We start from the raw sequence: 26,019 nt of genomic DNA, 5'->3' as shown, positions 1-26,019 counted from the left end.
CCGATGGCCGTCCTGACGCGCGTCTCCACCGCGCGACCCGCCACTCAGTCCCGCCGGGGTCCGGTCAGCTGGTTCCGCTCCGGCGGACTGAGCAGCATCCTGTTCGCACTTCCCCTGGTACTGACCTTCCTGTACTTCTCCTGGGGCCCGATCGTGCGCGGCCTGGTGCTGTCGTTCCAGAAAACCAACCTGGTCGCCCCGGCCGAGTGGGTCGGGATGTCCAACTTCAGCTACGTGCTGACCGACCCGCAGTTGCCGCAAGCAACGATCAACACCCTGTACTTCGCCCTGCTGGCGCTGGTCTTCGGCTTTCCGGTGCCGCTGTTCCTGGCGGTCTTCATCAGTGAGCTGCGCAAGACCGGGTGGCTCTACAACGTGATCTCGTACCTCCCGGCGGTCGTCCCGCCGGTGGTCGCGATCCTGTTGTGGAAGTACTTCTACGACCCCGGCTCGGGTGTCTTCAACGCGATCCTCGGCTGGTTCGGTCTCGGCCCGTACGCCTGGCTGAACTCGCCGAGCCTGGCGATGCCGGCGATCGTGCTGGAGGCGACCTGGGCCGGCGCCGGGGCCACCTCGATCATCTACCTGGCCGCCCTCACCGGCGTACGCAACGAGCTGTACGAGGCGGCCGAGCTGGACGGCGCCGGGATCTGGCGCCGGGTCTGGCATGTCACGATCCCGCAGATCCGCGGAATCATCCTGATCATGATGCTGCTGCAGCTGATCGGGACGTTCCAGGTCTTCACCGAGCCGTTCCTGTTCACCGGCGGCGGCCCGGACAACGCGACCACCACGATCCTGCTGCTGATCTACCGGTACGCGTTCATCAACGGCGACTTCGGTGCCGCCACCGCGCTCAGCGTGCTGCTCGCGCTGGTGCTGTGCGTGCTGTCGGTCGTCTACCACTTCCTCACCAGACGTTGGAGCACGACATGACGGCGGAGGCTCCGGAACGCGGCATCATCTCGACCATGGACCGGCGCCGGCCGCTGGTCAGGTACGGGCTGCCGATCATCCAGGTGTTGCTGTTCATCGGAGTGGTCATCGCCGGCGTCGGGCCGTTGCTGTGGCTGCTGAAGTCCGGGCTGTCGACCAGCCAGGACATCCTGCGCGGACCGATGCAGCTGTGGCCGAGCGGGATCCAGTGGCACAACGTGCCGGACGCCTGGAACCAGGTGCAGATCGGCTCGTACCTGGGCAACACCGCGATCATCGCGATCGGCTCACTGCTGTCCACGTTGTTCGTCTGTACGACCGGCGCCTTCGTGCTCAGTGTGCTGCGCCCGAAGTGGGGACCCGTGATCACCGGCCTGGTGCTGGCCACGTTGTTCCTGCCGGGCGTGATCTCGCTGGTCCCGCTGTACCTGACCATCCTCAAGATGCCGGTGTTCGGCTGGAACCTGCAGAACACGTTCTGGGCGGTCTGGCTGCCACAGGCGGCGGGCGCGTTCAACATCTTGGTGATGAAGCGGTACTTCGACGCGATCCCGCGCGAGCTGATCGAGGCGGCGCGGATCGACGGGGCGAGCAACCTGCGACTCTTCACGGCTCTCGTCGTGCCGATGTCGAAGCCGATCATCGGGGTGGTCGCGCTGCTGACTGTGATCGGCTCGTGGAAGGACTACCTCTGGCCGCTGCTGGTGCTGCCTGATCCGAAGCTGCAGCCGATCTCGGTCGCCCTGCCGAGAGTACAGAAGACCACTGACCTCTCCCTGCAGATGAGCGCATTATTCCTGGCGGTCCTCATCCCCGTAGTGCTGTTCTTGATCTTCCAGAAGCAGTTCCTGCGCGGAGTCGGGATGTCGGGAGGGATCAAGGAATGAAGGAGAGCGTGGAAGGGGTCGCTGGTCGGCGGGTGCTGGTGACGGGCGCGGCCGGGCGGATCGGTCAGGTCGCGACCCGGCACCTGACCGAGTTGGGCGCATTGGTGACCGCGATGGAGATCGTCGAGGACGACGGTCTGAAGGCGGATCGGGTCGTGATCGGCGACACCAGGTCGGAGGACGACGTGGCGAAGGCGCTCGAGGGCGTCGACGCCGTCGTCCACCTGGCCGCTCTGGCTCACCCGAGCGCCGGTACGCCGTACGACGTCTACACGATCAACGTCGTCTCCACCTTCAACGTGCTCGCTCAGGCCGGTGCGCTCGGCATCAAGCGGGCCGTCGTCGCGAGCAGCATCAACGCCTTCGGGGTGCCGTTCAACCCGGCTGACATCCGGCCGGCCTACTACCCGCTGGACGAGAAGATCCCCGCCGATGTCGCCGACTGGTACTCGTTGTCGAAGCAGAACGACGAGAACACCTGCCGGATGGCGTGGCGGCGCTGGGGGATCGACGTGGTGGCGTTCCGGTTCCCGCATGTCAACTCGGTCGAGGTGCTGCAACGCCAGGCCGACGGGTACGCGAAAGACCCGGCGCCCGGCGTACGGGAGGGCTGGTCGTACCTCGACACCCGCGACGCGGCGTACGCGATCGAGTTGGGGCTGACGGCGAAGCTGTCCGGCGCCCACACCTTCTTCGCGGCGGCAAGCACCACCAACGCGCCGTACGAGACCGAAGCTCTGCTCGACAGGTACGCGCCTGGTGTACCGCGGCTGCGGCGCTTCGTCGGTCGCGAAGTGCCGATCGACCTGACGGCGGTACGGACCGTGCTCGGCTTCCAGGCTCGCCACGAGCTCGACCTGCCCACGAAAACTCTGGAGACCTGAATGGCGCAAGAGACCCCTGCCACCTTCGCCCAGCCCTGGCCGGTCCGCGACGACATCCGGATCCGTGCGGTGCAGGCGATCGTCACCGCGCCACAGGGCATCCCGCTGGTGGTGGTGAAGATCGACACCACCGAACCAGGCCTGTACGGACTCGGCTGCGCCACCTTCACGCAGCGCTGGAAGGCCGTGAAGACCTTTGTCGACGAGCACCTCGCCCGGCTGCTGATCGGCCGGTACCCCGGTGACATCGGCGACCTGGTCCGACTGGCCGGGTTCTCCGGCTACTGGCGAGGCGGGCCGGTCACCAACAACGCCATCTCCGGTATCGACCAAGCGCTCTGGGACATCGCGGGCAAGCGGGCTGGCATGCCGGTCTACGAGCTGCTCGGTGGCAAGGTCCGTGCCGCTGCCGACACCTACATCCACGCCGGTGGCATCACGATCGAGCAGACGCTGGAGCAGGCGAAGGAGTTCGTGGCGCAGGGCTGGCGTCACATCCGGCTGCAGGTGTCGACACCGGGTGGCGGTGGGTACGGCGCTCCGCGACTCGCGACGCTGTACCCGGAGGCGCCGTACCGGAACGGCTGGAGCGCCCGCGACTACCTTCGTACTACGCCCGACCTGTTCGCGGCGGCCCGGCAGTCGTTGCCGGACAACATCGAGCTGCTGCATGACGTGCACTCGCGGCTGACTCCCAAGGAAGCCGTGTTGCTGGCCCGGTCGCTGGAGCCGTACCGGCTGTTCTTCCTCGAAGACGTCCTGCCGCCGGAGCACTGGGACCGGCTCCCGGAGGTCCGGGCCGCATCGCCGGTGCCGCTGGCTGTCGGCGAGCTGACGACCTCGATGGGCGACGCGGTACGACTGGTCCGCGACGGTGGCGTCGACTTCATCCGCTCGCACGTCTCCGACATCGGCGGGCTCACCGCGGCGCGCAAGGTGGCCGATCTCGCCGAGCTGTGCGGAGTCAAGACGGCGTGGCACGGGCCGGGGGACACCTCGCCGATCGGTGCCGCCGCCAACGTCGCGCTCGACGTCAGTTCTGTTGCCTTCGGCATCCAAGAAGGGCACATCTACAACGACGCGACTCATGAGGTGTTCCCGGGGACGTTGCGGATCAAGGACGGCTGGCTGCGGCCGAACGAGACTCCGGGCTGGGGCATCGAGATCAACCTTGAGGCGGCCGCGGAGTACCCGGCGGAGCTGTCCGGGCATGACGAGTGGGCGGCCGGCGTACGGCGTATCGACGGGGCCCTGGAGGCGCCGTGAAGTTCGCCGTGTTCACCGATTCGACGCCGGAGTGGGCTCCTGAGGAGGCGGCGAAGATCCTGGCCGAGCAGGGCTGGCAGGGGATCGAGTGGCGGATCGCTGACCCGGTGGAGTCGTCGCGACCGACGTTCTGGGCGGGGAACCGGGCGACTTGGCCGCTGACCGGGCTTGAGTACCACCTCGACGACATTCGCTCTGTCACTGAAGCAGCGGGTCTGGCCATGCCCGCGCTCGGTGGTTACGTGACGCCGAAACAGCGGGACGACGCCGAGCGGATGCTCGCCGCGGCCGCCGCGCTCGACGCTGGGCAGGTCCGCTTCCTCGGGGTGAACACCGAGAAGGGCCAGTCGTACCGGGAGGCGTTCGCGGCGTACCGGGCCGATTGGGAGTGGCTCGAGGACCGCGCGCGGCAGTACGGCGTACGGGCGTTGCTCGAGTTGCATCACGAGAGCCTGACCGCGAGCGCGTCCGCGGCTCGGCGGCTGGTGGAGGGGCTCGATCCTCGGTACGTCGGGGTCCTGCACGACATCGGCAACACGGTGATCGAGGGGTGGGAGGAGCCCGCCCACGCGCTCGACCTGCTCGGTGAGTACCTTGCGCACATACACGTCAAAAACGTGGCATTTCATCTCAGCGCGGTGGAAAACGACGGCACGCTGCGGTGGGCGCCGAAATGGGTGCCGTTGCGCGAAGGCCGGGCCCACCTGCCCGAATTCTTCAAAGCACTCGCGGCGACCGGCTATGACGGCTGGGTGACCGTGGAGGATTTCTCTGTCGCGTTGCCGGTGGCGGAAAGGACAGCGGCGAACCTCGAATACCTGACCGGCCTGGCGAGGGCCGCGGGGTACGATCTCGGCTAGTTCGGGGCGGAATTCGGTGAACGGGGAAAGTAATGCAGACAGAGGAGGTCGGCGATGGTTACGCCAGAGACTGAGTCGGCGGTGCTCGACGAGCCGACGCGTTCCGGCGCGAACCAGTACGACCTGGGCTCCTTCAACGAGGCCGTGATCATCGAGACGATCCGGCTGGCCGGCATCATCAGCCGGACCGAGATCTCCCGGCGGACCGGGCTGACCCAGCAGTCGGTGTCGCGGATCCTGCGGGTTCTGCTCCAGCAGGGACTGCTGGTCGAGGAGGCGCAGGAACGCGCCGAACGCCTCGGCAAACCCCGTACGCCGGTGCGGCTGCGCTCGAACGCGGCCCATGCCGTCGGCATCCACATCGACCCCGAACTGCTCACCGTCGCGGTGGTCGATCTGGACGGCACGATCGTGCGGCGGGAGACCGTCGACCTGCCGGCCGATCTGGACGCCGTGCGCCTGGTCGACCTCGCCGCGGCGACCGTGACAGCGGCCTTGAGCATCAGCCAGGTGGACGCGAATTCCATGCTGGGCGTGGGAGTCGCGGTGCCGGGGCCGATCAATGCCGACGGCACCCTGCTCGACCTCCCGTTGCAGCCGGCCTGGCGCGGGCTCGAGATCCGCCACCTCCTGCAGGGCAAGCTGAACCACCCGGTGCTGGTCGAGAAGGACGGCACCGCGGCGGCGATCGGCGAGCGCTGGATCGGCCGCTCCGCGCGGGCCCGCGACTTCGCCTATCTGTACCTCGGTACCGGGGTCGGCAGCGGGCTGATCCTGAACGGCTCGATCTATCGCGGGCTGACCGCGAACGCCGGCGAGTTCGGTCAGCTGTGCGCGCTGAAGATGGGGGAGTGGGACGAGCAGACCGGCCCGAAGATGATGGCCGAATGCAATCCGACCGCCGGGCTGCCGGTGATCGCGGCCGGCTTCGGATATGTCGAGACCGACGCCGGGGCGACCGACGAGGCGAAACGCTACAAAGCGGTCTGCAAAGCCGCCGCGAACGGTGACGAGGCGGCCCAGAAGGCGGTTACCCAGGTCGCATCGGTGATTGCGCAGGGTGCGGTCGGCCTGGTCGATCTGCTCGATATCGATTTGATCGTGCTCGGCGGCCCGGCGTTCGAAAAGGAAATCGCTGCGGTGTTCCTTTCCGAAATCAGCCGGGCGGTGAATTCACACCCGATCGCGAAAGGCACCCGGACGGTCGCGGTCGAGGAGTCGATGCTGCAGGCCGACGCTGCCGCGGTGGGCGCCGCCTCGACGATCTTCCACGACGCCTTCACCCCGCGGGTCGGCGGTTCCAGCCAGGCTCGTAGGCTGCCGAAGTGACCCTGGACAGACCCCTCACCGACGATGTCGCGATGCGGGTGGCGACGCTTGACGACGCCGCTGCTTTCGCCGAGGCACAGGTTCGCAACCGCGAGCACCTGAAGCCGTGGGAACCAGTCCGCTCGGACCGCTGGTTCACAACGGCCGGGCAGTCGGACCGGCTCGGCCAGCAACTCGAGCGCTACAAACGCGGTGAGGTCGTGCCGTGGTTCCTGTTCCAGGGCGACCGGGTGGTGGGTGCGATGACGCTGACCGACATCGTGCCCGGTCCGTTCCGGAGCGCGAGCCTCGGTTACTGGATCGACGCAGACCTGCTGGGCAGGGGCCTCGCGACGATTGCCGTCCAGGCGGTGGCTGAGGCGGCCGACAAGGAACTGCTCCTGCACCGGATCGAGGCCAGCACGCTGACCCACAACCTTCCCTCCCAGAAGGTCCTGAAGAAGGCCGGCTTCAGCCAGATCGGCACCGCTCCCGACTACCTCCACATCGACGGGGCGTGGCGCGACTGCCACCTCTTCCAGCGCATCCTCAACACCCGGCTGCCCGGCGCCAGACCCTGATCAAGCGGTCAGTACTGCCAGCTCCAGTTCGGCCAGGCGGGCCGGCTCCGTCACGATGTCGATCTCGTGGATGGCGCCACCGCGGATGGTGAAGCGGATGGCCCGCTGCAAGCGGCCGGCGGGCGCAACCACGATACCGACGGCGCCGTCCACCAAGGCCAGGTGCGCGGAAGGCGCGCTGACGGCCGCGGCCGCGACCGCGCCACTGGCGGCACTCGCAGCGCCGCGGATCGCCCGGGTGACTCCGCCGAGGTCGTTGCGGACCACGACGTCCGGGTCGAGGACTGCGACCAACGCCTCGAAGTCCCCGTTGCGTGCAGCCGCCAGGAACGCCTCGATGACCTCACGCTGAGCGGCCTGATCAGGCTCCGGGACGGCCGTCCGACCGTCGCCCCGTCCCTGAACCCGGCGCCGAGCCCGACTCGCGAGTTGCCTCGCCGCTACCGGCGTACGGTCCACGATCGGCGCGATCTCCTCGAACGGCACCGCAAACAAGTCATGCAACACAAACGAAAGCCGCTCAGCCGGAGTCAGCGTCTCCAGCACAACGAGCAACGCCACCCCCACCGAATCAGCCAGCAACGCCTCCCGCTCCGGATCCACCACACTCAACGCCGCCGGTACCTCGTCAAGCACCCGCTCCCGCCGCACCCGCCGAGCCTGCAACTGATCCAGACAAATCCGCGAAACCACAGTCGTCAACCACCCACCAAGGTTCTCGATCTCCCCAGCCCCAGCCCGGTTCAACCGAAGCCAAGCCTCCTGCACAGCATCCTCAGCCTCAGCCCCCGACCCCAGCATCCGATAAGCCACACCACGCAGTTGTGCTCTCTTCTCCTCAAACCGCTCCGCCAGCCACTCATCGTCCGTCATCAGCATCCTCCGCGTCGGCACCATCACCACTCTGACTGTCCCAACCTGAGGAATGTGACAGGAGCAGGCCCAATAGGTCCGCGACCACGTCAACGTCAAGCGAGTTCGCGTAGTCGACCGGTCACCGACGTGTGACATTCACCTGCGAATTGCAGGTTCCTGCAACCTTGGTGGATGACCTTGCGAGGACAAAGCGGTGGCCCGCACGCTGGCTCGGCTGCCTCGTCCCGGGCAGTTGCACCTCGGGGGTGCTGATACTGGGGGTTTCTCGTGGTCGGTCGGTTGCGTTCTCTTGCCCTGCCCAAATTCTTGGCGATTGTGTTGTCGGCGGTTCTGCTGACAGCTGGTCTGGTGAAGCTACCGGCCGTGGCGTCCACGGCTGCATCGCCTTCGCTGACCGTGGCTGGTGTTGCGTTGGCGGGTTCGACGCAGCCGGCGACGTTCAAGGCTGATCTGATCGATGCTCCGGCAGCCACCGGTGAGGTGACCTGGCTGGTGGACGACAAGTTCGCCGCGAAGACACCGACGCCTCCACACTCGTACTCGGCGACCTATACGGCCGGGCCGCACAAGTTGAAGGCGCGTTGGGTCATCGACACCGCGATCGGTGCGACGGCTGAGACGTTCGCGAACTTCACGGTCGGTACTGCGCCGACGCAGCCGACTCTGATGGCGGGGAGTGAGCCGTTGCAGGGGGCGACGGTCAACTCGCCGTTCCGGGCGGACCTGGCCGGCGTGCCGACGTCGATCCCGGGTGGTGTGACGTTCCTGCTCGATGGCGCGCTGGTGATCAAGGACACGTCGTCGCCGTTCCAGGCGAACATCACCACTAGTGCCGGGTCGCATCAGGTCAAGGCGACGTGGACGGATCCGTCCAATCAGCAACCTAAGGAGGTTGTTGCCTCTGCCAACGTTCAGGACGGGCCGTTCCTGTCGTCGGGTGGTACGCCGTTGCACGCGGGCAAGGTCAACTCGCCGTTCACCGCTGTGCTGTCCAACCCGGTCGGTGTGTCCGGCGATGTCACCTGGTTGCTGGACGACAGCTTCATTGGCAAGAGCACCACGCCGCCGCATCAGTTCACGGTGACCACCACGAACGGTCAGCACAAGCTGAAGGCCCGTTGGCTGATCAACACCGGCACGGGTGCGACCAAGGATGTCACCGCGGTCTTCACGGTCGGCACGATGCCGGACTTCCGGGTCGCGCCGCCGGTTGATGAGGAGCCTGGTCCGGCGATCAAGAACCTTTGGGCGACTTCCGACAACCGGCGTACGCCGATCGCCGGCGTCTACGACTGGAGCCACGCGGGCTTCGGTGGTGGTACTCCGCTGCCGGCTCCGTCGAACTATCGCAGTGACGCTGCCTGCAACTTGACGGCTGCGACGGTTCAGTCGACGTACAACGTGATCCCGAACGACGACAAGGACGATACGAACGCGTTGCAGGCGGTCATCGACCACATCCGCACGGATTGCTCGCCGACGAGCCGGATCGATTCGATGGCCAAGGTGTTGCTGCCTGCGGGCAAGATCAACCTGAGCCACGAGCTGCACCTGGACGCCGACTACATGCTGCTGCGCGGCGCGGGCTCCGGTACCGGCGGTACGCAGCTCGTCTTCGCACCGGATGCGAACACGCGCTACGACAAGATCACCAAGGACGGCTCGCGCTGGGATCTCGACGCGATGACGTCGGGTGACGCGACCGGTGGGTGGATCTGGCCGGGTCGCGGGATGATCCGGGTCCAGTCGCGCGCGGTCGCTCCGAAGTACGCCGAGCAGTATGCAGCTGCGGCGCCGAACCGTAAGGACCTGTTCGAGGGCACCGTCAACGACCACTGGACGACCGGGCTGCTGCTGGGTGGCAAGGCCGGCGACGCGAACTACAGCGCCCGTAAGGGTGACAAGGTCATCCAGCTGGCGCCGGGGACGCCGTTCGACAATCTCAAGGTCGGCGGCTTCGTGAACGTGATGGCCGCGAACTCGCAGAAGTTCTACGACAGCATGGAGGCGACGCCGACGGAGTTCCCGTTGGAGAACCTGCACATGCGTCAGCAGATGTTCATGGTGACGTCGGGTGACCCGTTGGCTGGGACGATCACGCTGGACAAGCCGCTCGAGTACGACCTGCCGGTCAACTCGACGTCGGATGGTTCGGCGCCGCTGAACGGTGAGGTGTTCCCGTCGAAGGTGTCGCCGATGGTCGACCTGGTCACCGGCGTCGGTATCGAGGACCTCGCCTTCACTCAGGTCATGCCCGGCCTGGACAAGGAGTCGGCCAAGCACAACTACGGCAACATGGATCCGGCCGCGGCGATGCACGGCATCGTGTTGAAGTGGGTCAACAACTCGTGGATCCGCAACGTGCACTCGGAGATGACCGGGTCGCACCCGATCGTCACCGAGGCCGCGGCGAACATCTCGGTGATTGACAACAAGCTCGAAGGCTCATGGAACAAGGGCAAGGGCGGCAACGGGTACTTCCGCGGCTCCCGCGTCTGGGATTCGGTCTACGCCGGCAACACAACCCGCGACCTGCGGCACTTCACCTTCCAGTGGTCGTCGAGCGGCAACGTCGCGATCGCGAACAGCTTCGACTCCGATCTCAACCTGCACGGTGGCTTCGAGCGGAACAACCTGTTCGAGCTGAACGAGGTCACCGTCCCGTACGAGCACAAGTCCTCGAACTGTCAGAGCAACTGTGGTGACGAGGGCGGCTCTGATCCAGACGATTCGGACTGGTATCCGATCTGGTGGGCGGCCGGGAAGAAGGCCGTCAAGTGGTCGGGGTCGTCGGGTGAGAACAACGTCTTCCACAACAACCATCTGCGCAAGCAACTCGGTGACGAGACGCAGCAGTTCACCGACTACCAGCTGTACTCGGATCGGTCGAAGCTGTACCGGTTCGGTTCCGACGGTGGCGAGTTCAAGCACCTGACCGCGGACGGTACGGCCATCGCCGACTGGGCGCACATGGAGGAGCGCGACTACACCGGGCACAACGGTGTCGACGCGGCCAAGTCCGACGGTGCCCGGTCGATCTTCTTGAAGTCCATCTCGCAAAGCGGCTACGGCGGTCCCAACCCGCAACCGCTGCGCCGTACGTGGGGCTGTTCATGCTGGGACGGCCGGGGCATGGTCAACACCCGCCTCGCCGCTGACCCGGTCAACACGGCTACTGGTTCGCTGACCGAGTACTTCACCGATCTCGCGGTAGCCGGCCCGGGACGCTCGCTCACCGGCACGAGGACCTACAACAGCCTCGACGACCATGTCGGATCGTTCGGCAAGGGCTGGACGTTCGGGTACGACGTGTCGCTGACCAAGAACGCCGACAACTCCCTCGACATCCGCAACGGGACCGGCGGCGTCACGAAGTACACGAAATCCGGCAGTGCCTACGTCACCCCCGACCCAGGCGTCACCGCGACGCTGACCGACAAGTCCGGCGGCGGCTGGGTACTGACCAACATCGCCGGCGACACGATGACGTTCGACGCGACCGGCCAGCTCATCGCCGACCGTGATCCCCAAGGCCGCGGCGTCTCGCTCGCCTATTCCGGCGGCAAGCTCGCCACGATCACCGACGACCTGACGCAGACGTTCACGATCACTTGGAACGGCCCCCTGATCAGCAAGATCACCGCCTCCACCGGCGACGTCACCGAATACGGCTACACCGGCGGACAGCTCACCTCGGTCAAGGGCATCGACGGCAAAACCACCACCTACGGCTACGACGCGACCGTCGGCCTCCTGAACAGCATCACCGACCCGACCGGCGCAGTCAGCGCACGCACCACCTATGACCCGACCACCAAGCGCGCCGTCTCCCAGATCGACGAGGCCGGCGGCACCTGGACCTTCGCTTGGGACGCAGCCAGCGAAACCGCGACCATCACAGACCCGGCCGGTGTTAAGACCCAAGACATCTACCAAGGCAACGTTTTGGTCTCCCACGTCGGCGGCGACGGACGCTCAGAAGACCTGTACTACGGGTCGAACAACCACGTCACCGCCACGACCAGCCCCGGCCAGGAACTGACCCGCAGCGAGTACGACACCCACGGCAACCTCCTCAAGCAATACCTACCGACCGGCACCACCGACGCGGCAGGCGCCTTCGAACAATGGACCTACGACGCCGGCAACCGCGTCACGTCCTACAAGGATGCCGCCGGCAACGAGACGACCTATGCCTACGACGGCAGCGGGCAACTGCTGAAGACGACCTACGCGGACGCTTCAACCACGTCGCAGACCTACACCGCGCTCGGCCAGGTCGCCACCAGCACCGACCAACTCGGCAAGGTCACCACCTTCACCTACAACGCCAAGGGCGACCCGATCAAGGTCACCAGCCCGGGCGGCGCCGTGGTCACCTCGACCTTCGACGCCAAACACCAGCGCCTGTCGCAGACCAGCCCCCTCGGGAACGTGGCCGGCGCGACTCCTGAGGTCGTCGAGGAGAACACCGAGCACTGGACGTACGACGCGTTCGGTCAGGTACTCACCCATACCGACCAGCTCGACCGGGTAACGACCAACACCTACGATGCGCTCGGCCAACTTCTCACCACCACCGACCCTGGTGGCGGGATCACGAAGTACGAATACAACGCCTCAGGCCAGGTCACCAAGACGACCGACCCCGAAGGCCGCGTGACGACGAGCGAGTACGACGACGCCGGGCGACTCATCAGCACCACCGCTCCGGGTGGTGCCAAGACCACCAATACCTACGACCCGGTTACCGGCGACCTGGCCTCGACGACCGGCCCCGAAGGCAACGTCGCAGGCGCCGATGCCGTGACTCGGGAGAAGTACACCGCGCGGTTCACCTATGACGCCGAAGGCCACCTGACGCACACGCTGGTGTCCGATCCGAACAACCTGGCCAAGAAGCTCGCCACCGTCACGACCTACGACGCCCAAGGGCGGCCGGTCAGGGTCACCAACCCGGACATGAGCACGACCAGCACCACGTACGACGTACTGGGCCGGGTTGCGGAGACGATCGACCCGACCGGTGTGAAGTCCTCGCAGACGTACGACAAGCTCGGCCGCGTCGTGACCCGCACCAACGCCGGAATCACCACGACGTTCACGTTCGACAAGGCCGGGCAGCAGACACGGGTCCAAAGCCAATCGGGCCGCGCGACTGTGACGTCGTACGACGACGACGGCCAGGTCACCTCGGTCACGGACCCATTGGGAAAGATCACCACCTACGAGTACGACGCCAACGGTCGGCAGACCAAATCGACCGACCCGCTGGGACGCTCAGCTCTCACCGCGTACGACGCTGCCGGACAGGTCGACTCTGTCACCGATCCGGCCGGCGGCAAGGTCGACTACACCTATGACGCGCTAGGCCAACTGAAGTCGGTCAAAACGCCCACAGGCGCGGTCACGGCCTACGACTACGACAAGACCGGCAACCTCACCAAGACCACCACGCCTCGCAACGGCGCCTACGTCAACACCTACGACGCGGCCGGCCGGCTCGCCACCAATGTCACGCCGACCGGGCGCGAGACCCAGATGGCCTACACGCCGTCCGGCGCACTCGCCTCGACCACCCTGCCTGCCGGATCGGTGTCCTACACCTACGACAACCTTGGCCACACGACAAAGGTCGACTACTCCGACAGCACACCGGATGTCACCTCGACCTACGACGCTGCCGGTCGCCCGAAGACCGTGACGGCAGGGGCGGCGTCAACGGCGTACAGCTACGACAAGGCAGGACGACTCACCGGTCTGACCCGAGGCTCCGCCGCCTTCGCCTACGGCCACGACGCACAAGGCAGGCTCTCCCAGCGCACGTACCCGGACGGCCGCTCACAAGCCTTCACCTACGACACCGACGGCCTGGTCGCGACCGCGACACTCAGCGGCGGCTCGATCAGCACGCCGATCGCGACCACCTACACCTACGACACCGCCGGGCACCTCAAGAAGACCGACGCAGGCGGCCTGGTCACCGACCGCACCTACGACGCCGCCGGTCAACTCACCAAGATCGAACACGGCCGCTCCGGCGCTGCCCTGATGTCCCAAACAGTCGCCTACGACGCGGCAGGCCGCCCCACCACAATCGACACCACCCGCGGGAGCACCGTCCAACGCAGCTTCTACGGCTACGACACAGCCGGACAACTCACGAACTTCTGCACGCCGTCGCCAACAGCAACTACCTGCGCCGGCGCGCCCGGCTCGCAGTACACCTACGACCCCAACGGCAACCGCAAGACCACCACCAAGATCACCCCAGGACAAGCCGATGTCGTCACCGCAACAGTCGTCGACGCCGACGACCGGATCCAAACCGAAACCACCGGCGCGACAGTCACCACCAGCACCTACGACGCCAACGGCTACCTGAAAAACCGCGGCTCCCCAACCGGCACTGAAGCCTTCACCTACCGCCTGGACGGCAACCTCGCCCAGGCAACCACCACCGCCGGCGCCGTCATCGACTACACCTACGACGAAGCCGGCAACCGTCTCACCTCCACCGCCGACGGCGCACTCCAATCCAAATGGACCTGGGACACCTCTGGCGCCCTTCCCATCCGCATCACCGAAGCCAACGGCACCGGCACGACCACCCACCAATGGACCAACGACCCCGTCAGCGGCCTCGGCGGCGCCTACATCGACACCGTCGGCACCACCCCAACCTGGCTGCTCGGCGACTACCAGGGCTCTATCACCGATACCACCAACACCGGCACAGCCCTCACCGGCTCCGCCACCTGGGACCCGTTCGGCACCGCCATCACCGCCACCACCGGCGCCATGGCCACCAACCCCCTGCGCTTCCACAACCAGTACCAAGACGCGAAGACAAGCCTCTACGACGTACGCCTCCGCGACTACGACACCGCCCAAGGCCGCTTCACCGGACCCGACCCAGCCCCGGCATCCCCACGCGACGGATACATCCAGTCCTACTCCTACGGCTACAACAACCCGCTCACCTACACCGACCCCTCCGGAGCCTGTTGGGTCTGTGGCGTGGTCGGAGCCGTCGGCGGCGCCATCATCGGCGGAATCTCAGGTGGCATCAGCGCCTACAAGAGCAGTGGTGGCGATTGGGGCGCGACGTGGGAAGGCGCAGGCAAGGGCGCAATCCAGGGCGGCCTCTCAGGAGGAGCCGCTGGCCTCTGCGCCGGTGGCGGCATCTACGCGATGGCGGCCTGCGCAGGCGCCGGGAACGCCGCCGGCGGCTACCTGAACTCCCTCATCTGGGGCGACGACTACAGCTGGAGCGACGCAGGCAAAGACTTCCTCTGGGGAGCCGGAACCACACTCGCCTTCGGGTTCGGCGCCAAGGGACTTGGAGCGCTCTTCGCCAAGACCAAAGCCGTCCAATGGGCCGAGCAGAACATCGTCCGCCACTTGCCGGCCAAACTTCGAGGCCAGTACAAGTGCGCTCTCGGTCAGAAGCCGACACCCACTGCACCAAAGGTCTGGACCTCGACCGATGCGCATGTCGGCTCAGCCGCGAACTACATCGAGAAGGCTATGCCGGGTAAGATTGTTGGTGTCAACAACATGATTAAGATGGCGAACGGAAATTCTCGCGAAGTAGACATCGATCTCGGCGATATCATCATTCAGGTCAAGCAGGGAGGCGCTCGAGGGATAGCGGCGCAGATGGTCAAGACGGCCTCAACGACTGGCCGTCGGGTGATCGGCTACGCGCCTGACATTCCGAACGGCTCGTGGGAGGATGCCGCCCGGAAAGGTATTCGGATAGCTCGAAACCTTAAGGAACTGGTGGCTATTATCAAGGAGATGGGATGAAGGGTGCGTTCTTGATGTCCGAGGACGTAGATCTGTTTGATCGAGTTAGTGAAGTCTTGCGTGACCGCGGTGCCGTCACGAGCCCGGACAAGGTCACTCAGCTAACGGATCATGAAGGCCGACTGCTGACAATTTATGGAGACCTGGATCCAGACCTTGACTGGGAATGGCGCGGAGGGAACATCGTCATGGTTGACGGCTCTGCGCCGCCTCCTTTGTCAGCCATGACGGCATGCCTTGTCGAGTGCCGTTGGGAGGATCTCTTTGCTTTGACCATGGCAACGATCGGTGTAGAACTTGCAGCGACTGCGTGGGTGCTTGATGGCGATGGCGTGCTCTGGCCCGCGCAGGAGGTTGATCCTGAAAGCGTGACTTTGTAGCAGCGATGAGGCGATGTGTACGGGGCGGACGGTCGCTAGGGCGTCGAGGGTGTAGTGGACCCTGATACCTGGCTGATCGCCGTTGCCGACGGCATCGAAGATGTCCTCGTACTGCGTCACGTGACCGCGCGGCGGCTCGGCGGCTCGGCGTGGACGGACTGGTCGTCTGTGGAGCCGTCCCCCACTCCGGGTAAGCTCGATGAGCCTGGCGCTCGCTTCACTGTGGATATGCGTATGACTGGACGGAAGGGACCGCTGTGGTCCGAACTGGCTGGATCCTTGCCAAGGGCTCCCATGTATCTCGACTCGCGACGGCCTTCGTCAGATGACTGGCCTGTTGAGGCCGCTCGACGTTGTTCGCATCCCCGCGGGGCTGCCTGAGGAGGGTGTGCCCGCTGGCTCCCGTGCCGTCATCCTCGATGTGTATGTGTCTCATTACTTTGCGTACGAGGTCGAGGTAGTTGATCGTGAAGGACGAACTTTGTTTACGGGAGCTGTCGAGCCGGAACGCATCGAGCTAGAAGTCGACTTGGACAAGAGTGACCGCTAGGCCGATGTCGTTGCTGGCGATGGTTCGGGAGGTTGTGGCGGTCGGTGCCGTTCCTGCTGATGCCGTCGACTATGGCCGGGATGGAAACCGCTGGGAAGCCGGCGATCTCACCTACCGGGCTCTGTTCTGGAAGGGCCAGGATGGCCGATTGGGCAATCACGAGCGCTCGAAGGTAGCGGATATACCGGACGCTGGGAGGTTCCGAATGCAGCCCAGGCGCGCCGGGCGGAGCGAATGTTCGACGGACTCGGAATTACCAATATCTCGGTTAAGGTCGTCCCGTGAGCACATTGATCGACATCGCGATAGAGCAGATCCTCTTCTTTGCCAACGCGTCGGACAAGGACGTTCATCCCGACGTGGCTGTCAGCCAACTCGAGTCGCTGGTTGCCGAATTGGTCGAGCTACCGGCAACGGAGCTGGCCTCGGTCCGCGCCAGCGTCCAAGAGCGACTGATGGAAGCGACCGGACCAGAGCGTCAGGCGCTGACAGAACTCGACTCGATGCTCGAGTAGCCCTTTTCTCTCAAATGCTCCGCAGAGCCCGAATCAGGCCGGGGGCAGCCGGATTCCGCGGCTGACGTCGACGTCGTCGTAGTGGCCTTCGAGGACGTCTAGGAATTTGATGGGGCGTTGGAGGGTGGAGGCGATGTAGACGGCTCGGACTGTGGCGAGGGCGGCTATGGCGTCGTGGACGGTGATGGCTGGTTGGTTGCTGGTGGTGATGGCGGTGAGGATGTCTTCGTACTGCGCTACGTGGCCGGATAGGCGGTCGGCGTCGAGGGGTTGGTCGTCGGGGGAGCCGTCGACGTTGAGGCGGCGGAGTTGGTCGTCTTCCAGTTCGGCGCCGCCTTCGGTGCCGTGGACGGAGACTCGGGTGCGGCCGCCGGGGAAGGCCGCGGTGGTGGCGTGGAGGGTGGCTACCGAGCCGTTCTCGAAGGTGAGGGTGGCTACGACCGTGTCCTCGACCTCGATGGCGTGGTGGGCGGCGCGGAGTGCTTGGGCCTGGATGTTGACCGGCCGGCCCATGAACCAGAGCAGCAGGTCGACGGTATGGACGCCCTGATTCATCAGGGCGCCGCCGCCGTCCTGGGCCCAGGTGCCGCGCCAGCCGGCTGAGGCGTAGTACTCGTCGCTGCGCCACCAAGCAACCGTCGCGACGGCTGAAGTGAGCTGGCCGAAGCGGCCGGCCTTGATCGCCTCGGCGACTTGCGCGCTGCCCGGGTCGAACCGGTGCTGGCTGATCACCGACGAGACGACCCCGTGGTTGGCCGCCCGGGTGGCCGCCGCGCCGAGACGGCGGGCCCGGGGGAGGTCGACGTCGAGCGGCTTCTCGATGACGACGTGCTTCTTCTCGCTCAGCGCCTGCTCGGCGAGCGCGGCGTGCGTACCGCTCGGCGTGCAGATCGCGACGAGCGAGATGTCCGAACCCGACAGGGCCGCCCCGAGATCGCCGTACACCTTCGGCTCCGGCTGTCCGGCCTCCTTCAGCCGGGCGGCCAGTGCTTCGGCGGCAGCGGTGTCGCCGTCGACCAGCGCGGTGACCGAGGCGTCCGGCCGGGCCGCGATGGTGTCGGCGTGGGTGCGGCCGATGATGCCGCAGCCCACGATGGCGACCTGGTGGTTGTTCGTCGAGTCAGACATCTGGCCCTTCCGGAGCTACGTAGCTGTGAAGTTCGCGGTCAGTACCTGGTCCGCACTCACGGTGAAGCTGTACGACGCCTCGGTCGAGACCACCACGCCATCCACGGTCCAGTTCTGGAAAACGCTATCCGACCCGGGCGTGGCTGTCACGGTCACCTGCGCGCCGATCTCGTACGTCCCCGGCTCGGACTCGTTCCCCGCGATCCGCGCCGTGCCGTTCCCAGCCACCGCGACCGAGACATGCCGCTGGACGACGTTGATCACCATCACGTTGTGCAGCGTCACAGGCCCGGTACTGGTCGCGCCGTTGTAGCGAGCCAGGTTGGTCGCCTCGACGTCGCCCTTGACGACCTTCACCGTGAAGCCGCCCTCACCGAGGTTGTCGGTGCCCAGGTTGAACGCGTCGACCTGACCGTCGTTCACGACCAGCCCGTCGTGGAAGCCGTACGCGAACACGTTGAAGAGCGTCAGGCCGAGAGCACCGTCGACGGTGACGATCTTGGCCGTCCTGCGCATGTACTTGTCGATCACCAGCTCGAAGATCTTGCCCTCGTCCATCCAGTTCGGCTGCTGGTACCCGACCCGGGTGACCGCGTTGCCGTTGGACAGCACGCCCTCGATCCGCCCGCCGGTACTGCGGCCGACGGCGATCGCATGGTCGAAGAAGGCGCCGGCGACCTTGCGGACCACGAACCCGTCGTTGCGGAAAGTCGTGAAGTCGACGCCGTTCCATGCGTTCGGGAACCCCGCGTTGATGACGTAGGTCGAGGCGCCCTTGCCGCGCACGGCGTACGGGTAGGGAGCGACTCCCTCGGCCTTGCCCGGGTTCTGCTCGGGATAGAAGACCCGCAGCCCGCGTACGCCGGATTTCTTGCCGTCCAGCGTCAAGAGAGCGGTTGCTGTGTCCGGAGCGGCCGTGGCCCGTCCCTCGAAGGCATGCAGGACCGTACCTCCGCTGTTCCCGCCCTGATCGCGGTTCGGGACAGCGGATGCGCCGCGCAGCTCGACCTTCGCGGGGATGGTGAGATGCGTGCTGATCCGGTACCAGCCGGCCGGGAGGTACACGATCCCGCCGCCCGCTCGACCGGCCTTGTCCAGCGTCTTCTGTACTGCGCTTGTCGCGTCCGCAGCCGGGAGGTAGCCGACCCCATGCGGTGCATCAGCGACATACAGGACATCCTCAGCCGGACTGGGCAACGGCCGTTGCGTATACGTTGGAGCAACTCCGGTCATCCGGTGCACGGTGCCTGCGACGGTTCCGTTGAGCGTGGTACCGGTGACCTTCACATAGCCGCGGGAGTCGTTCTGGATGGCCTGCTCGCCCTCCATCCGGCCACCGGCCAGGGTGAGACCCCACCGGTCGTCCATCACGTCCACCTTGAGCGCCGTCCCCGTGCGCTGGACATCGGGCTGCAGGAAGCTCCCGGTGAACTGCGCCCGCTGCCCGGCGACGACGTGGATCCCGACCTTGTAGTCGGAGAGCGTGATCTTGTGGAACTGGTCCCACTCGAGATCGCCGAGCACCAGACCGGTCCCGTTGGCCCGGGTCCACGCGTCGAGCGTGGTGCGCGCGGGCGGGTTGAATGAGCGCGCCGCCGCCCAGTACGAGTTGCTGAAGGTCACGTTCTCCCAGGTACCGACGTCGGCACCGTTGTAGGCACGGGCGCCCTCGAAGAGAGCGGTTCCCCGGACGTTGCGGATCGTCGTCGACTCGTGCACCTGGCCGGAGCTCGGCGCGTTGCCGTGGTCGTTGGGGAAGGTGCTGATCCCGATCCCGCGGTACGAGTTGAGCATCGTCACGTCGGAGACGGTCGACATCATGTAGTTCTCGTTGCCGATCCAGGCGCCGCCGGGGATCTCGAAGGTGTAGCCGTACGGGACCGGCGTCGTGGCGCTCTGGCGCGGGTAGTACGTCGTCACGCCGATCACGCCGGCCGAGCCGCCGATCCGGAACAACGCCGGGCCATCGTTGCCCGAGGCAAGGTCGGCGATGACGGTGGTGCCGTAGTCGCCGTGGTGGTTGCCCGGCTTGTCCGGATCGCGGCGGTCGCCACGGAGCGTGCAGAACGCGTGCACCTCGACGGTGTCGGTCACCCGGTACTTGCCCGCAGGCAGCCAGACAGTGCCGCCGCCCGCGTCGACGCAGGCGTAGATCGCGTTCTGGATCGCCTTCGTCGAGTCCTTGACGCCGGTACGGTCCGCGCCGAACTCAAGAGCGTCGAAGTCGGCGACGACCACGTCCTCGGTCGGGTTCTCGGTGTCGACCAGCTTGGGCTTGGGCACCACGACCGGCGACTCGCGCAGTTGCAGTTCCTTCACCGTGTAGTTGTTGGCACCAGTCAGGGCGACCCGGACATACCGAGCCGTCACGGTCGCGAAGCGGGTCTTGCTGAACTGGTTGGCACCGGGCGAACCAGTCCGGCCGACAGTCGTGAACGTAGAGCCGTCGTCCGACACCTGCACGGTGTAGTCGGGTGAGGAGACCGGACCCCACTCGACCCGGACGTCGTTGACCGCACGCTTCTGCCCCAGATCCAGCTGCAACCAGGAGTCCCCGGGACCGCTGGTCCAGGTGCTTTCGTGGTTGCCGTCGTTGGCGTTCCCCGGATCGGCGCCGCTGCTGGCGCTCGCGGTACCCAAGGATGCGAAGTTGGTGTCGACGATCGACGCGTTGAAGGCGTTGAGCTTCGCCTGCAGAGTCTGCAGCGCCGCCTTCACCTGTACGTCGGTGACGCCGGGCGTCGTCGCGACCGTCCGGGCGTCGTTGATCGCCTGCAGGAAGCTCGCGCGGCTGCCGACCGGGAACTGGCCGTCGCGCGACCCTTCCCGCGCCGCCTTCTGCACCCGGGCCGCCTCGTCGATCAGGTCGTTCAGCCCTTCGGTGACGTCGAGGACCGTGGCCACCTTCGCCACTCGCACCGCCGCGACCTTGAGGTCGACCGCACCGTCACCGATGTGGATCCGGAAGTCCGACCCGTTCGACCGGTTCGTCATCACGGCGTCGGTCAGCGCGAACGTGTAGGTCTTCCACGTCTTGGTGTTGCCGTAGCTGACGACCGGCGAGTTCTTGAACATCTCCGGGATCGTCGTGCCGGGGGAGTCGTAGTGCAGCCCGAACTGGCCGTTGCCCTCGTCGAAGTAGTCGATGCTGATCAGCACGAGGTTGCGGTTGTCGTAGAGGTACGTGTCGGACACGTTCATGTAGAAGAAGTTCATCCCCGGCGAAGGGGCCGTCCGGTCGGTCTGCCAGTACGACCGGCCGTCCTGGACGCCGGTGATCAAGTTCTCCCCACGGTCACCAGGCCGTGGGGAGATGCCGCTCTGGGCCGGCGACGCACCGAGGTCGACCGAGGCTCCCGCAGTACTGATCCGCAGGCCCGCGACGGTGATGTCCTCGCTGCCCTGCAACCGCAGGTCGCCACCACCGAGTCGGCTGGCGAACTCGATGTCGTTCAGCGCGAAGGTGCCGGTCTGCCAGGTGCCGGTGTTCTTCAGCTGGACGTCGTCGGCGTGCGCCGCGGGGTCGGCGGCCGCGTCGTACTGGAGCTGCAAGGTGCCCGTGCCGCTGTCGAGGTAGGTCACGGTGACCACGACGTCGTCGGTGTTCAGCTCGCTCACGTAGTCGCCGTCGACATCGAACGTGAAGTAGCTGGTGCCGGCGGCCTGGTTGGTACGCCAGAACGTGCGGCCTTGCTCCGTACCGGTCCGCAGACCGGCCGGATCCGCGCCGGCGGAAGGCTTCACGCCCAGCGTCGTGGGAGTCGCGCCCAGGTCGGCGCCGACACCGCTCGGGTACATGGTTGCCGCGTGTGCGGGGGGCGCGACAAGCGCTCCGCCCAGCAAGAGAGCGGGCAACAGACCCGCTAGCAGGCGTCTCGAAGACATGACAGGAACCTCCAGGTGGCGGGCCCAGGAGTAAGGGTGCGTGTAAGTTAAACCATGCGTGTTACTTATTCAAGAGTCCGTGACTCAGGTCGGCTGGATAGGCTTTTTCCGTGCCCAACGAAAGCTTCCCCGAGATCCAGCAGTGGCTGTCCGGTACTGCGCGCCCGCTGACGAGCCTGGTGCCGGGGTCTCCCGTCGAGGATCTGGCCCCATTGGGCGAGGCGCTGGGCGACGTGAGGGTGCTCGGCCTGGGGGAGGCCACCCACGGAACGCGCGAGTTCTTCCAACTGAAGCACCGCCTCTTCGAGTACCTGGTCACCGAGCTCGGATACTCCGTGCTGGCGATGGAGGCGAGCGAATCGGCCGCGCCGGCCGTCGATGCGTATGTGCGCGACGGGGTCGGCGATGCGGCGACTGTGGTGGCCGGGCTCGGTTTCTGGACCTGGCAGACCGAAGAGGTCGTGGCGCTGGTCGAGTGGATGCGCACCTACAACTCCGGGCGGCCGGCGGCTGAGCAGGTTCGCTTCGCGGGAATCGATCCGCAGCGGTGCTCAGCGTCCGTGGCGGCGGTACGGGAGTTTCTGGCCTCGTCGGTACCTGACCGGTTGGCGGCGTTCGACGAGGGCTTCGGGTATCTGGCCGAGGCACAGCCGGGGTCGGTGCCGGACAAGGACCAGGTGGTCGTGCGGGAGGCTCAGCAACTTATTCCGTTCCTTGAGGCCAAGGGCGCTGACGCCGACGTACTGAACCATGCGCGGATCCTCGAGCGGGCCGGCGATCTGGTGAGCCGGGCGAAGGAGCACAAGGATCCTGCGGAGACGCTGTTCGCCGTCCGCGACGCCTACATGGCCGAGGCGATCGGGCGGCTGGCCGACGAGGATCCGGAGCGGCGGATCGCGGTCTGGGCGCACAACGGTCATCTCGCGGCCAGCCGGCAATCGACTGAGCTGCGGCCGATGGGACAGCATTTGCGGGAGCGGTTCGGGGCGCAGTACTACGCATTGGCCTTGCTCTTCGGCTCCGGTGCGTTTCGCGCCCGCCGGCTGCGGCCCGGTCCGTGGCCGGGCCCGATGGACGGTCCGGTCGTTGCCAACAGCATCGATCGGGGTGGCTTCAACGCACTCGAAGGTCAGCTGGCGGCGGCGAGTCCGGGCGATCACTGGCTGAACCTGCGCGGCTCCGAGGACGCGCCGGAGCCGGTGAAGCGGTGGCTGGCCGAGCCGCAGATGTTCCGCAGCTTCGGCGCATACGTGCAGCGCTGGACGTACCGGATGCAGTTCACGCCGACGCTGCTGACCCGCGAGTACGACGGCCTGATCTACGTCGCGACCTCGACTCCGTCTGTCCCATTGCCCGAGACCGTGCCAGCGCAGTGACGAGGCAGGCATGGACCGTTCAAGGTGAGGACTCCGGACGCGCGGACGTCAGCGCGCTCATCCGCGACTACTTCGCCGAACTGACCATCAGGTACTTTCACCGGCCGACCGACGACGCCGAGATCGACCTCACCCTCGCCGAGTATCCCGCCACCGGCCTGGGTGTCTTCCTGGTACTCCGCGCCGACGGCGTCGCGGCCGGCCACCTCGGCGTCTACCCGACCGGCGAGCTCACCCGGTTCTTCGTCCATCCCGATCACCGTCGCGGCGGCGGAGGCCGAGCGCTCCTGGCCGCCGCCGAGGACTGGGCCCGCTCGCAACACCTGCGACGGCTCTTCCTCGACACCCGGCACGATCTCGTCGAGGCGCGTGCCTTCTATGCGTCCGCCGGCTTCACCGAGATCGCGCCGCCGACTGCGTCACCGGGCAAGTTCCAGGACCACTGGTTCGAGAAGGTGCTGTAGCCGGTCAGGCAGGCTCAGGCGACGCTGACGAGGGTGCGGGTGGGCTCCAGCAGCGGGAGCAGGGTGAAGAAGTGGGGGAGTGCGTCGGCCAGGCGAAGGCTGCCGGCCTCGTAGCCGGTCCAGCCGAACACCAGCTCGCCGTCGAGGACGTGCTCGGACAGCGGCTTCGCGAACGCGCTCAGGGTGACGCGGTCCGGGCCGGTCTGCGGGTGGTGGTCACCGCAGCCGCACTCGGCGGCGATCACGATCGACCTCAGCGCGTCGGGGGAGTAGTGCCGCAGCCGCAGCGTCGTACCGCGGGCGGTGAACCGCGCGATCGTTGCATCAGGCAACTGAACGAGCAGCTCGACGGGCACCGGGTGCGAGCCGGGCAGCAGTCGCAGACCGCGAGCGGCCAGGAGATCGGACAGAGCGGAGAGGTTCATCGCAGGAATCCTGTGTGGCTGGTGTCGGCGGGCGGGCCTGGGAAAAGGACAGGGCCTCGCGCGCCTCAGACGGCGCGCGTCAGCGACAACAACAGCAACAACACAGCGGGATTCGCATGCGGAGACTATGACAGACGCCACCTGGCCCTGCCAAACAACGCCCGCCATCTGAGACACCTGCCCACGTACGGTCTACCTGGGCGGCGTTCCGCAGTACCGGCTTCTACCTCAACTGAACGAACTGTGGCGCCGGCTCCCTGAACGGGATCGGCGCCACAGTTAGGTCGTACGGCTCAGTCAGCCTTCTTGCCGAACATGATCTCGTCCCAGCTCGGCACACTGGCCCGCTTCGACCCGCGCTTGGCCGGCTTCTTCTTCTCCTCAGCCGCAGGCGCAACCTCACCAGCCGGTTCGGCGGCCACAGCCGGCTGTTCGGCAACGGGCTCCGGCTGCCGCCGGGGATCCGCAGGCTTCGGAGCTGCAGGACGAGGCTCGGCCGGACGGGGATCGGACGGACGCGGATCGGCCGGCTTCGGCCGTACGTCGGCAGGCCGCGGGTCTGCGGGGCGAGCGGGCTCCTGCCGCGGCTGCTCCGGTCGCCGTGCCTCCTGCTCGCGTGGTGCGGGCTGGAACTGCTCGGGGCGACGGGGCTCCGGGGGTGGGGTGCGGCGTTCGGTGAAGCGGTTTTCGGGGGCGGCGGCTCGTTCTTCGGGTGGGGCTAGTGGCGGGGCCTCGACCGGGAGCTGGGCTGGGCGTTCTACTGCGCGGACGGCGGGGCGCAGGGTTGGTGGGGGCTCGATCGGTACGTCGATCAGGGTCGGCTCTTCGTCCGGGCTCGGCACGGAGTGCACCCGTCGTGGGCCGCGCTCGACATCGCGGGCGGTTCCGTACTCCGGGTCGCGCCCGAACCCACGCCCGGTGTCTCGGTTCGCGTCGCGATCCGCCTGCGCCGCGCGACCACGTGGCAGGCTGATCGTGTCCTCGAAGCCGGCCTCGTAGCTGTCCGCACCGTGATCTGGCGCCAGACTCAGGTCGAAGTCGGCCACCGCGGTGAGCCTGCGCTCCGACGTTGGCTGCGGCGCGATCACCTGCACCTGCTCACCGACCAGCCAGCGCGCCTCGTCGTCGTCTGGGACCGCAAAGCGCCCCGGAGCGTCGTAGGCGAACATGGCGACCTTCTCGTCGTGCTCTTCCACGAAGTAGGAGACCCGGACAGCCCAGCGGCCGTCGTCGCGGCGCCAGGCATCCCACTCGGCCGCAGCCGGGTCGACGCCACGGATCCGCAGCCGCTCGGTCACCCAGGCGCCGAGGTTGCGGGTCGGAGCGTCGCCACCACCACGACGGCGGACGGACGCGCGCTGGGCAAGGCTGGCGACGTGGTCGCGCTCGGCCAGTACAGGACCGGCGAACGCCATCACCCGCTCCATCGGCATCTGCGCGACGGCAGCCACCGCCTCGGGACTCTCGCCGGCCCGGATCCGGGCCTGGATGTCTCGTGGGCGGAGCGCGCTCTCCATTTGAATCTCCAGCTGGCCGAGTCGGGCACGGTCGCCGCGCAGGGCCGCACGCAACCGGTCGTCGACCGGGACGGCGAACTCCTCACCCGTCTCTGCCAGCGCCAGGATGAGCTGTTTGCCATCCTGGCTCAGACCGACGAGCCTCGCCTCGCGCATTGCCTATGTTCTCCTGTGCGGTTCTGAACAGTCTCTCCCGATACCTGCGCCTCGACCAAGACCGGCGCGCCGTGCCCGCCGATCAGTGTGGAGGTTGCGTCACAAATCCCCATTCTGCCTGCTCAGAAGGGTCCTTGTCGTCACATCAGTCACACTAGTCACAACCGCCAGTGATCACGACATCGCGGTGACGCAAACCGGTCGGTTCTCCGA

The 26,019-nt window shown here is 66.6% G+C and carries 18 protein-coding genes; 13 read left to right on the top strand and 5 right to left on the bottom strand.

All coding sequences use genetic code 11. The features are described 5' to 3' along the window. Positions 1-3: 3 nt before the first annotated feature. The 7 genes from ACIA12_RS06835 to ACIA12_RS06805 are packed head-to-tail and all read left to right on the top strand — an operon-like array spanning position 4 to position 6,722. Positions 4-936: a carbohydrate ABC transporter permease gene (locus ACIA12_RS06835; RefSeq protein WP_396365866.1), complete on the top strand. Its 933-nt coding sequence runs from the start codon at positions 4-6 to the stop codon at positions 934-936. Further along, positions 933-1,823 carry a carbohydrate ABC transporter permease gene (locus ACIA12_RS06830; RefSeq protein ID WP_396365864.1) on the top strand — a complete coding sequence of 297 codons (891 nt, stop codon included), beginning with the start codon at positions 933-935 and terminating at the stop codon, positions 1,821-1,823. Before ACIA12_RS06835 ends, ACIA12_RS06830 begins: the two co-directional genes overlap by 4 nt. Further along, positions 1,820-2,707 (top strand): NAD-dependent epimerase/dehydratase family protein, encoded by an 888-nt coding sequence (locus ACIA12_RS06825; protein WP_396365863.1) that lies wholly within the window; start codon positions 1,820-1,822, stop codon positions 2,705-2,707. The genes ACIA12_RS06830 and ACIA12_RS06825 overlap by 4 nt, the downstream gene beginning before the upstream one ends. Then, complete coding sequence (locus tag ACIA12_RS06820; RefSeq protein ID WP_396365861.1) at positions 2,708-3,973, top strand: enolase C-terminal domain-like protein; 1,266 nt, start codon at positions 2,708-2,710, stop codon at positions 3,971-3,973. Next, positions 3,970-4,833 (top strand): sugar phosphate isomerase/epimerase family protein, encoded by an 864-nt coding sequence (locus ACIA12_RS06815; protein WP_396365859.1) that lies wholly within the window; start codon positions 3,970-3,972, stop codon positions 4,831-4,833. The genes ACIA12_RS06820 and ACIA12_RS06815 overlap by 4 nt, the downstream gene beginning before the upstream one ends. A gap of 54 nt (positions 4,834-4,887) precedes the next feature. Then, entirely contained in the window at positions 4,888-6,162 is a 1,275-nt protein-coding gene (locus ACIA12_RS06810; RefSeq protein ID WP_396365857.1) for an ROK family transcriptional regulator, read from the top strand. Next, positions 6,159-6,722, top strand: a complete 564-nt coding sequence (locus ACIA12_RS06805) for a GNAT family N-acetyltransferase (protein WP_396365856.1) — start codon at positions 6,159-6,161, stop codon at positions 6,720-6,722. Before ACIA12_RS06810 ends, ACIA12_RS06805 begins: the two co-directional genes overlap by 4 nt. Here the strand turns inward: ACIA12_RS06805 and ACIA12_RS06800 are convergent, their stop codons facing one another. After that, the gene (locus ACIA12_RS06800) at positions 6,723-7,595 is read right to left on the bottom strand and encodes a sigma-70 family RNA polymerase sigma factor (RefSeq protein ID WP_396365854.1); all 873 of its coding nucleotides are present in this window, start codon (positions 7,593-7,595) and stop codon (positions 6,723-6,725) included. A 366-nt stretch (positions 7,596-7,961) separates the two neighbouring features. On the opposite strand from ACIA12_RS06800, the gene ACIA12_RS06795 reads away from it, so the two are divergent. The 4 genes from ACIA12_RS06795 to ACIA12_RS06780 all read left to right on the top strand — a co-directional run bounded on the left by ACIA12_RS06795 (position 7,962) and on the right by ACIA12_RS06780 (position 16,855). After that, positions 7,962-15,410 (top strand): RHS repeat-associated core domain-containing protein, encoded by a 7,449-nt coding sequence (locus ACIA12_RS06795; RefSeq protein WP_396365853.1) that lies wholly within the window; start codon positions 7,962-7,964, stop codon positions 15,408-15,410. Further along, positions 15,407-15,790 (top strand): hypothetical protein, encoded by a 384-nt coding sequence (locus tag ACIA12_RS06790; RefSeq protein WP_396365852.1) that lies wholly within the window; start codon positions 15,407-15,409, stop codon positions 15,788-15,790. The genes ACIA12_RS06795 and ACIA12_RS06790 overlap by 4 nt, the downstream gene beginning before the upstream one ends. Before the next feature lie 325 nt (positions 15,791-16,115). Beyond that, positions 16,116-16,340, top strand: coding sequence for a DUF4926 domain-containing protein (locus tag ACIA12_RS06785; RefSeq protein ID WP_396365850.1), 225 nt, complete (start codon positions 16,116-16,118; stop codon positions 16,338-16,340). 281 nt (positions 16,341-16,621) lie between these two features. After that, entirely contained in the window at positions 16,622-16,855 is a 234-nt protein-coding gene (locus ACIA12_RS06780; protein WP_396365849.1) for a hypothetical protein, read from the top strand. Between the two features lie 33 nt (positions 16,856-16,888). On the opposite strand, the gene ACIA12_RS06775 is transcribed toward ACIA12_RS06780, so the two are convergent. Together ACIA12_RS06775 and ACIA12_RS06770 are read right to left on the bottom strand one after the other, a co-directional pair. Beyond that, complete coding sequence (locus tag ACIA12_RS06775; protein WP_396365848.1) at positions 16,889-17,983, bottom strand: Gfo/Idh/MocA family protein; 1,095 nt, start codon at positions 17,981-17,983, stop codon at positions 16,889-16,891. A gap of 15 nt (positions 17,984-17,998) precedes the next feature. Continuing rightward, complete coding sequence (locus tag ACIA12_RS06770) at positions 17,999-21,868, bottom strand: glycosyl hydrolase family 28-related protein (RefSeq protein WP_396365847.1); 3,870 nt, start codon at positions 21,866-21,868, stop codon at positions 17,999-18,001. A 110-nt stretch (positions 21,869-21,978) separates the two neighbouring features. Here ACIA12_RS06770 and ACIA12_RS06765 point away from each other — a divergent pair, with 110 nt between their 5' ends. Then, positions 21,979-23,244, top strand: coding sequence for an erythromycin esterase family protein (locus ACIA12_RS06765; RefSeq protein ID WP_396365845.1), 1,266 nt, complete (start codon positions 21,979-21,981; stop codon positions 23,242-23,244). Further along, a complete protein-coding gene (locus ACIA12_RS06760; protein WP_396365843.1) occupies positions 23,241-23,708 on the top strand; it encodes a GNAT family N-acetyltransferase in 468 nt (155 codons plus the stop codon). Before ACIA12_RS06765 ends, ACIA12_RS06760 begins: the two co-directional genes overlap by 4 nt. A gap of 14 nt (positions 23,709-23,722) precedes the next feature. Here ACIA12_RS06760 and ACIA12_RS06755 read toward each other — a convergent pair whose 3' ends face one another. Together ACIA12_RS06755 and sepH are read right to left on the bottom strand one after the other, a co-directional pair. Beyond that, a complete protein-coding gene (locus tag ACIA12_RS06755) occupies positions 23,723-24,133 on the bottom strand; it encodes a hypothetical protein (protein WP_363821099.1) in 411 nt (136 codons plus the stop codon). Positions 24,134-24,426: 293 nt separating this feature from the next. Next, positions 24,427-25,806 carry a septation protein SepH gene (sepH, locus tag ACIA12_RS06750; protein WP_396365842.1) on the bottom strand — a complete coding sequence of 460 codons (1,380 nt, stop codon included), beginning with the start codon at positions 25,804-25,806 and terminating at the stop codon, positions 24,427-24,429. Positions 25,807-26,019: the final 213 nt, after the last annotated feature.

Origin of the sequence: Kribbella sp. NPDC051620, assembly GCF_044453825.1 — a bacterium.
In the GTDB taxonomy this organism is placed as follows: Bacteria; Actinomycetota; Actinomycetes; order Propionibacteriales; family Kribbellaceae; genus Kribbella.
This window is presented reverse-complemented; position numbering and strand designations above follow the sequence as displayed.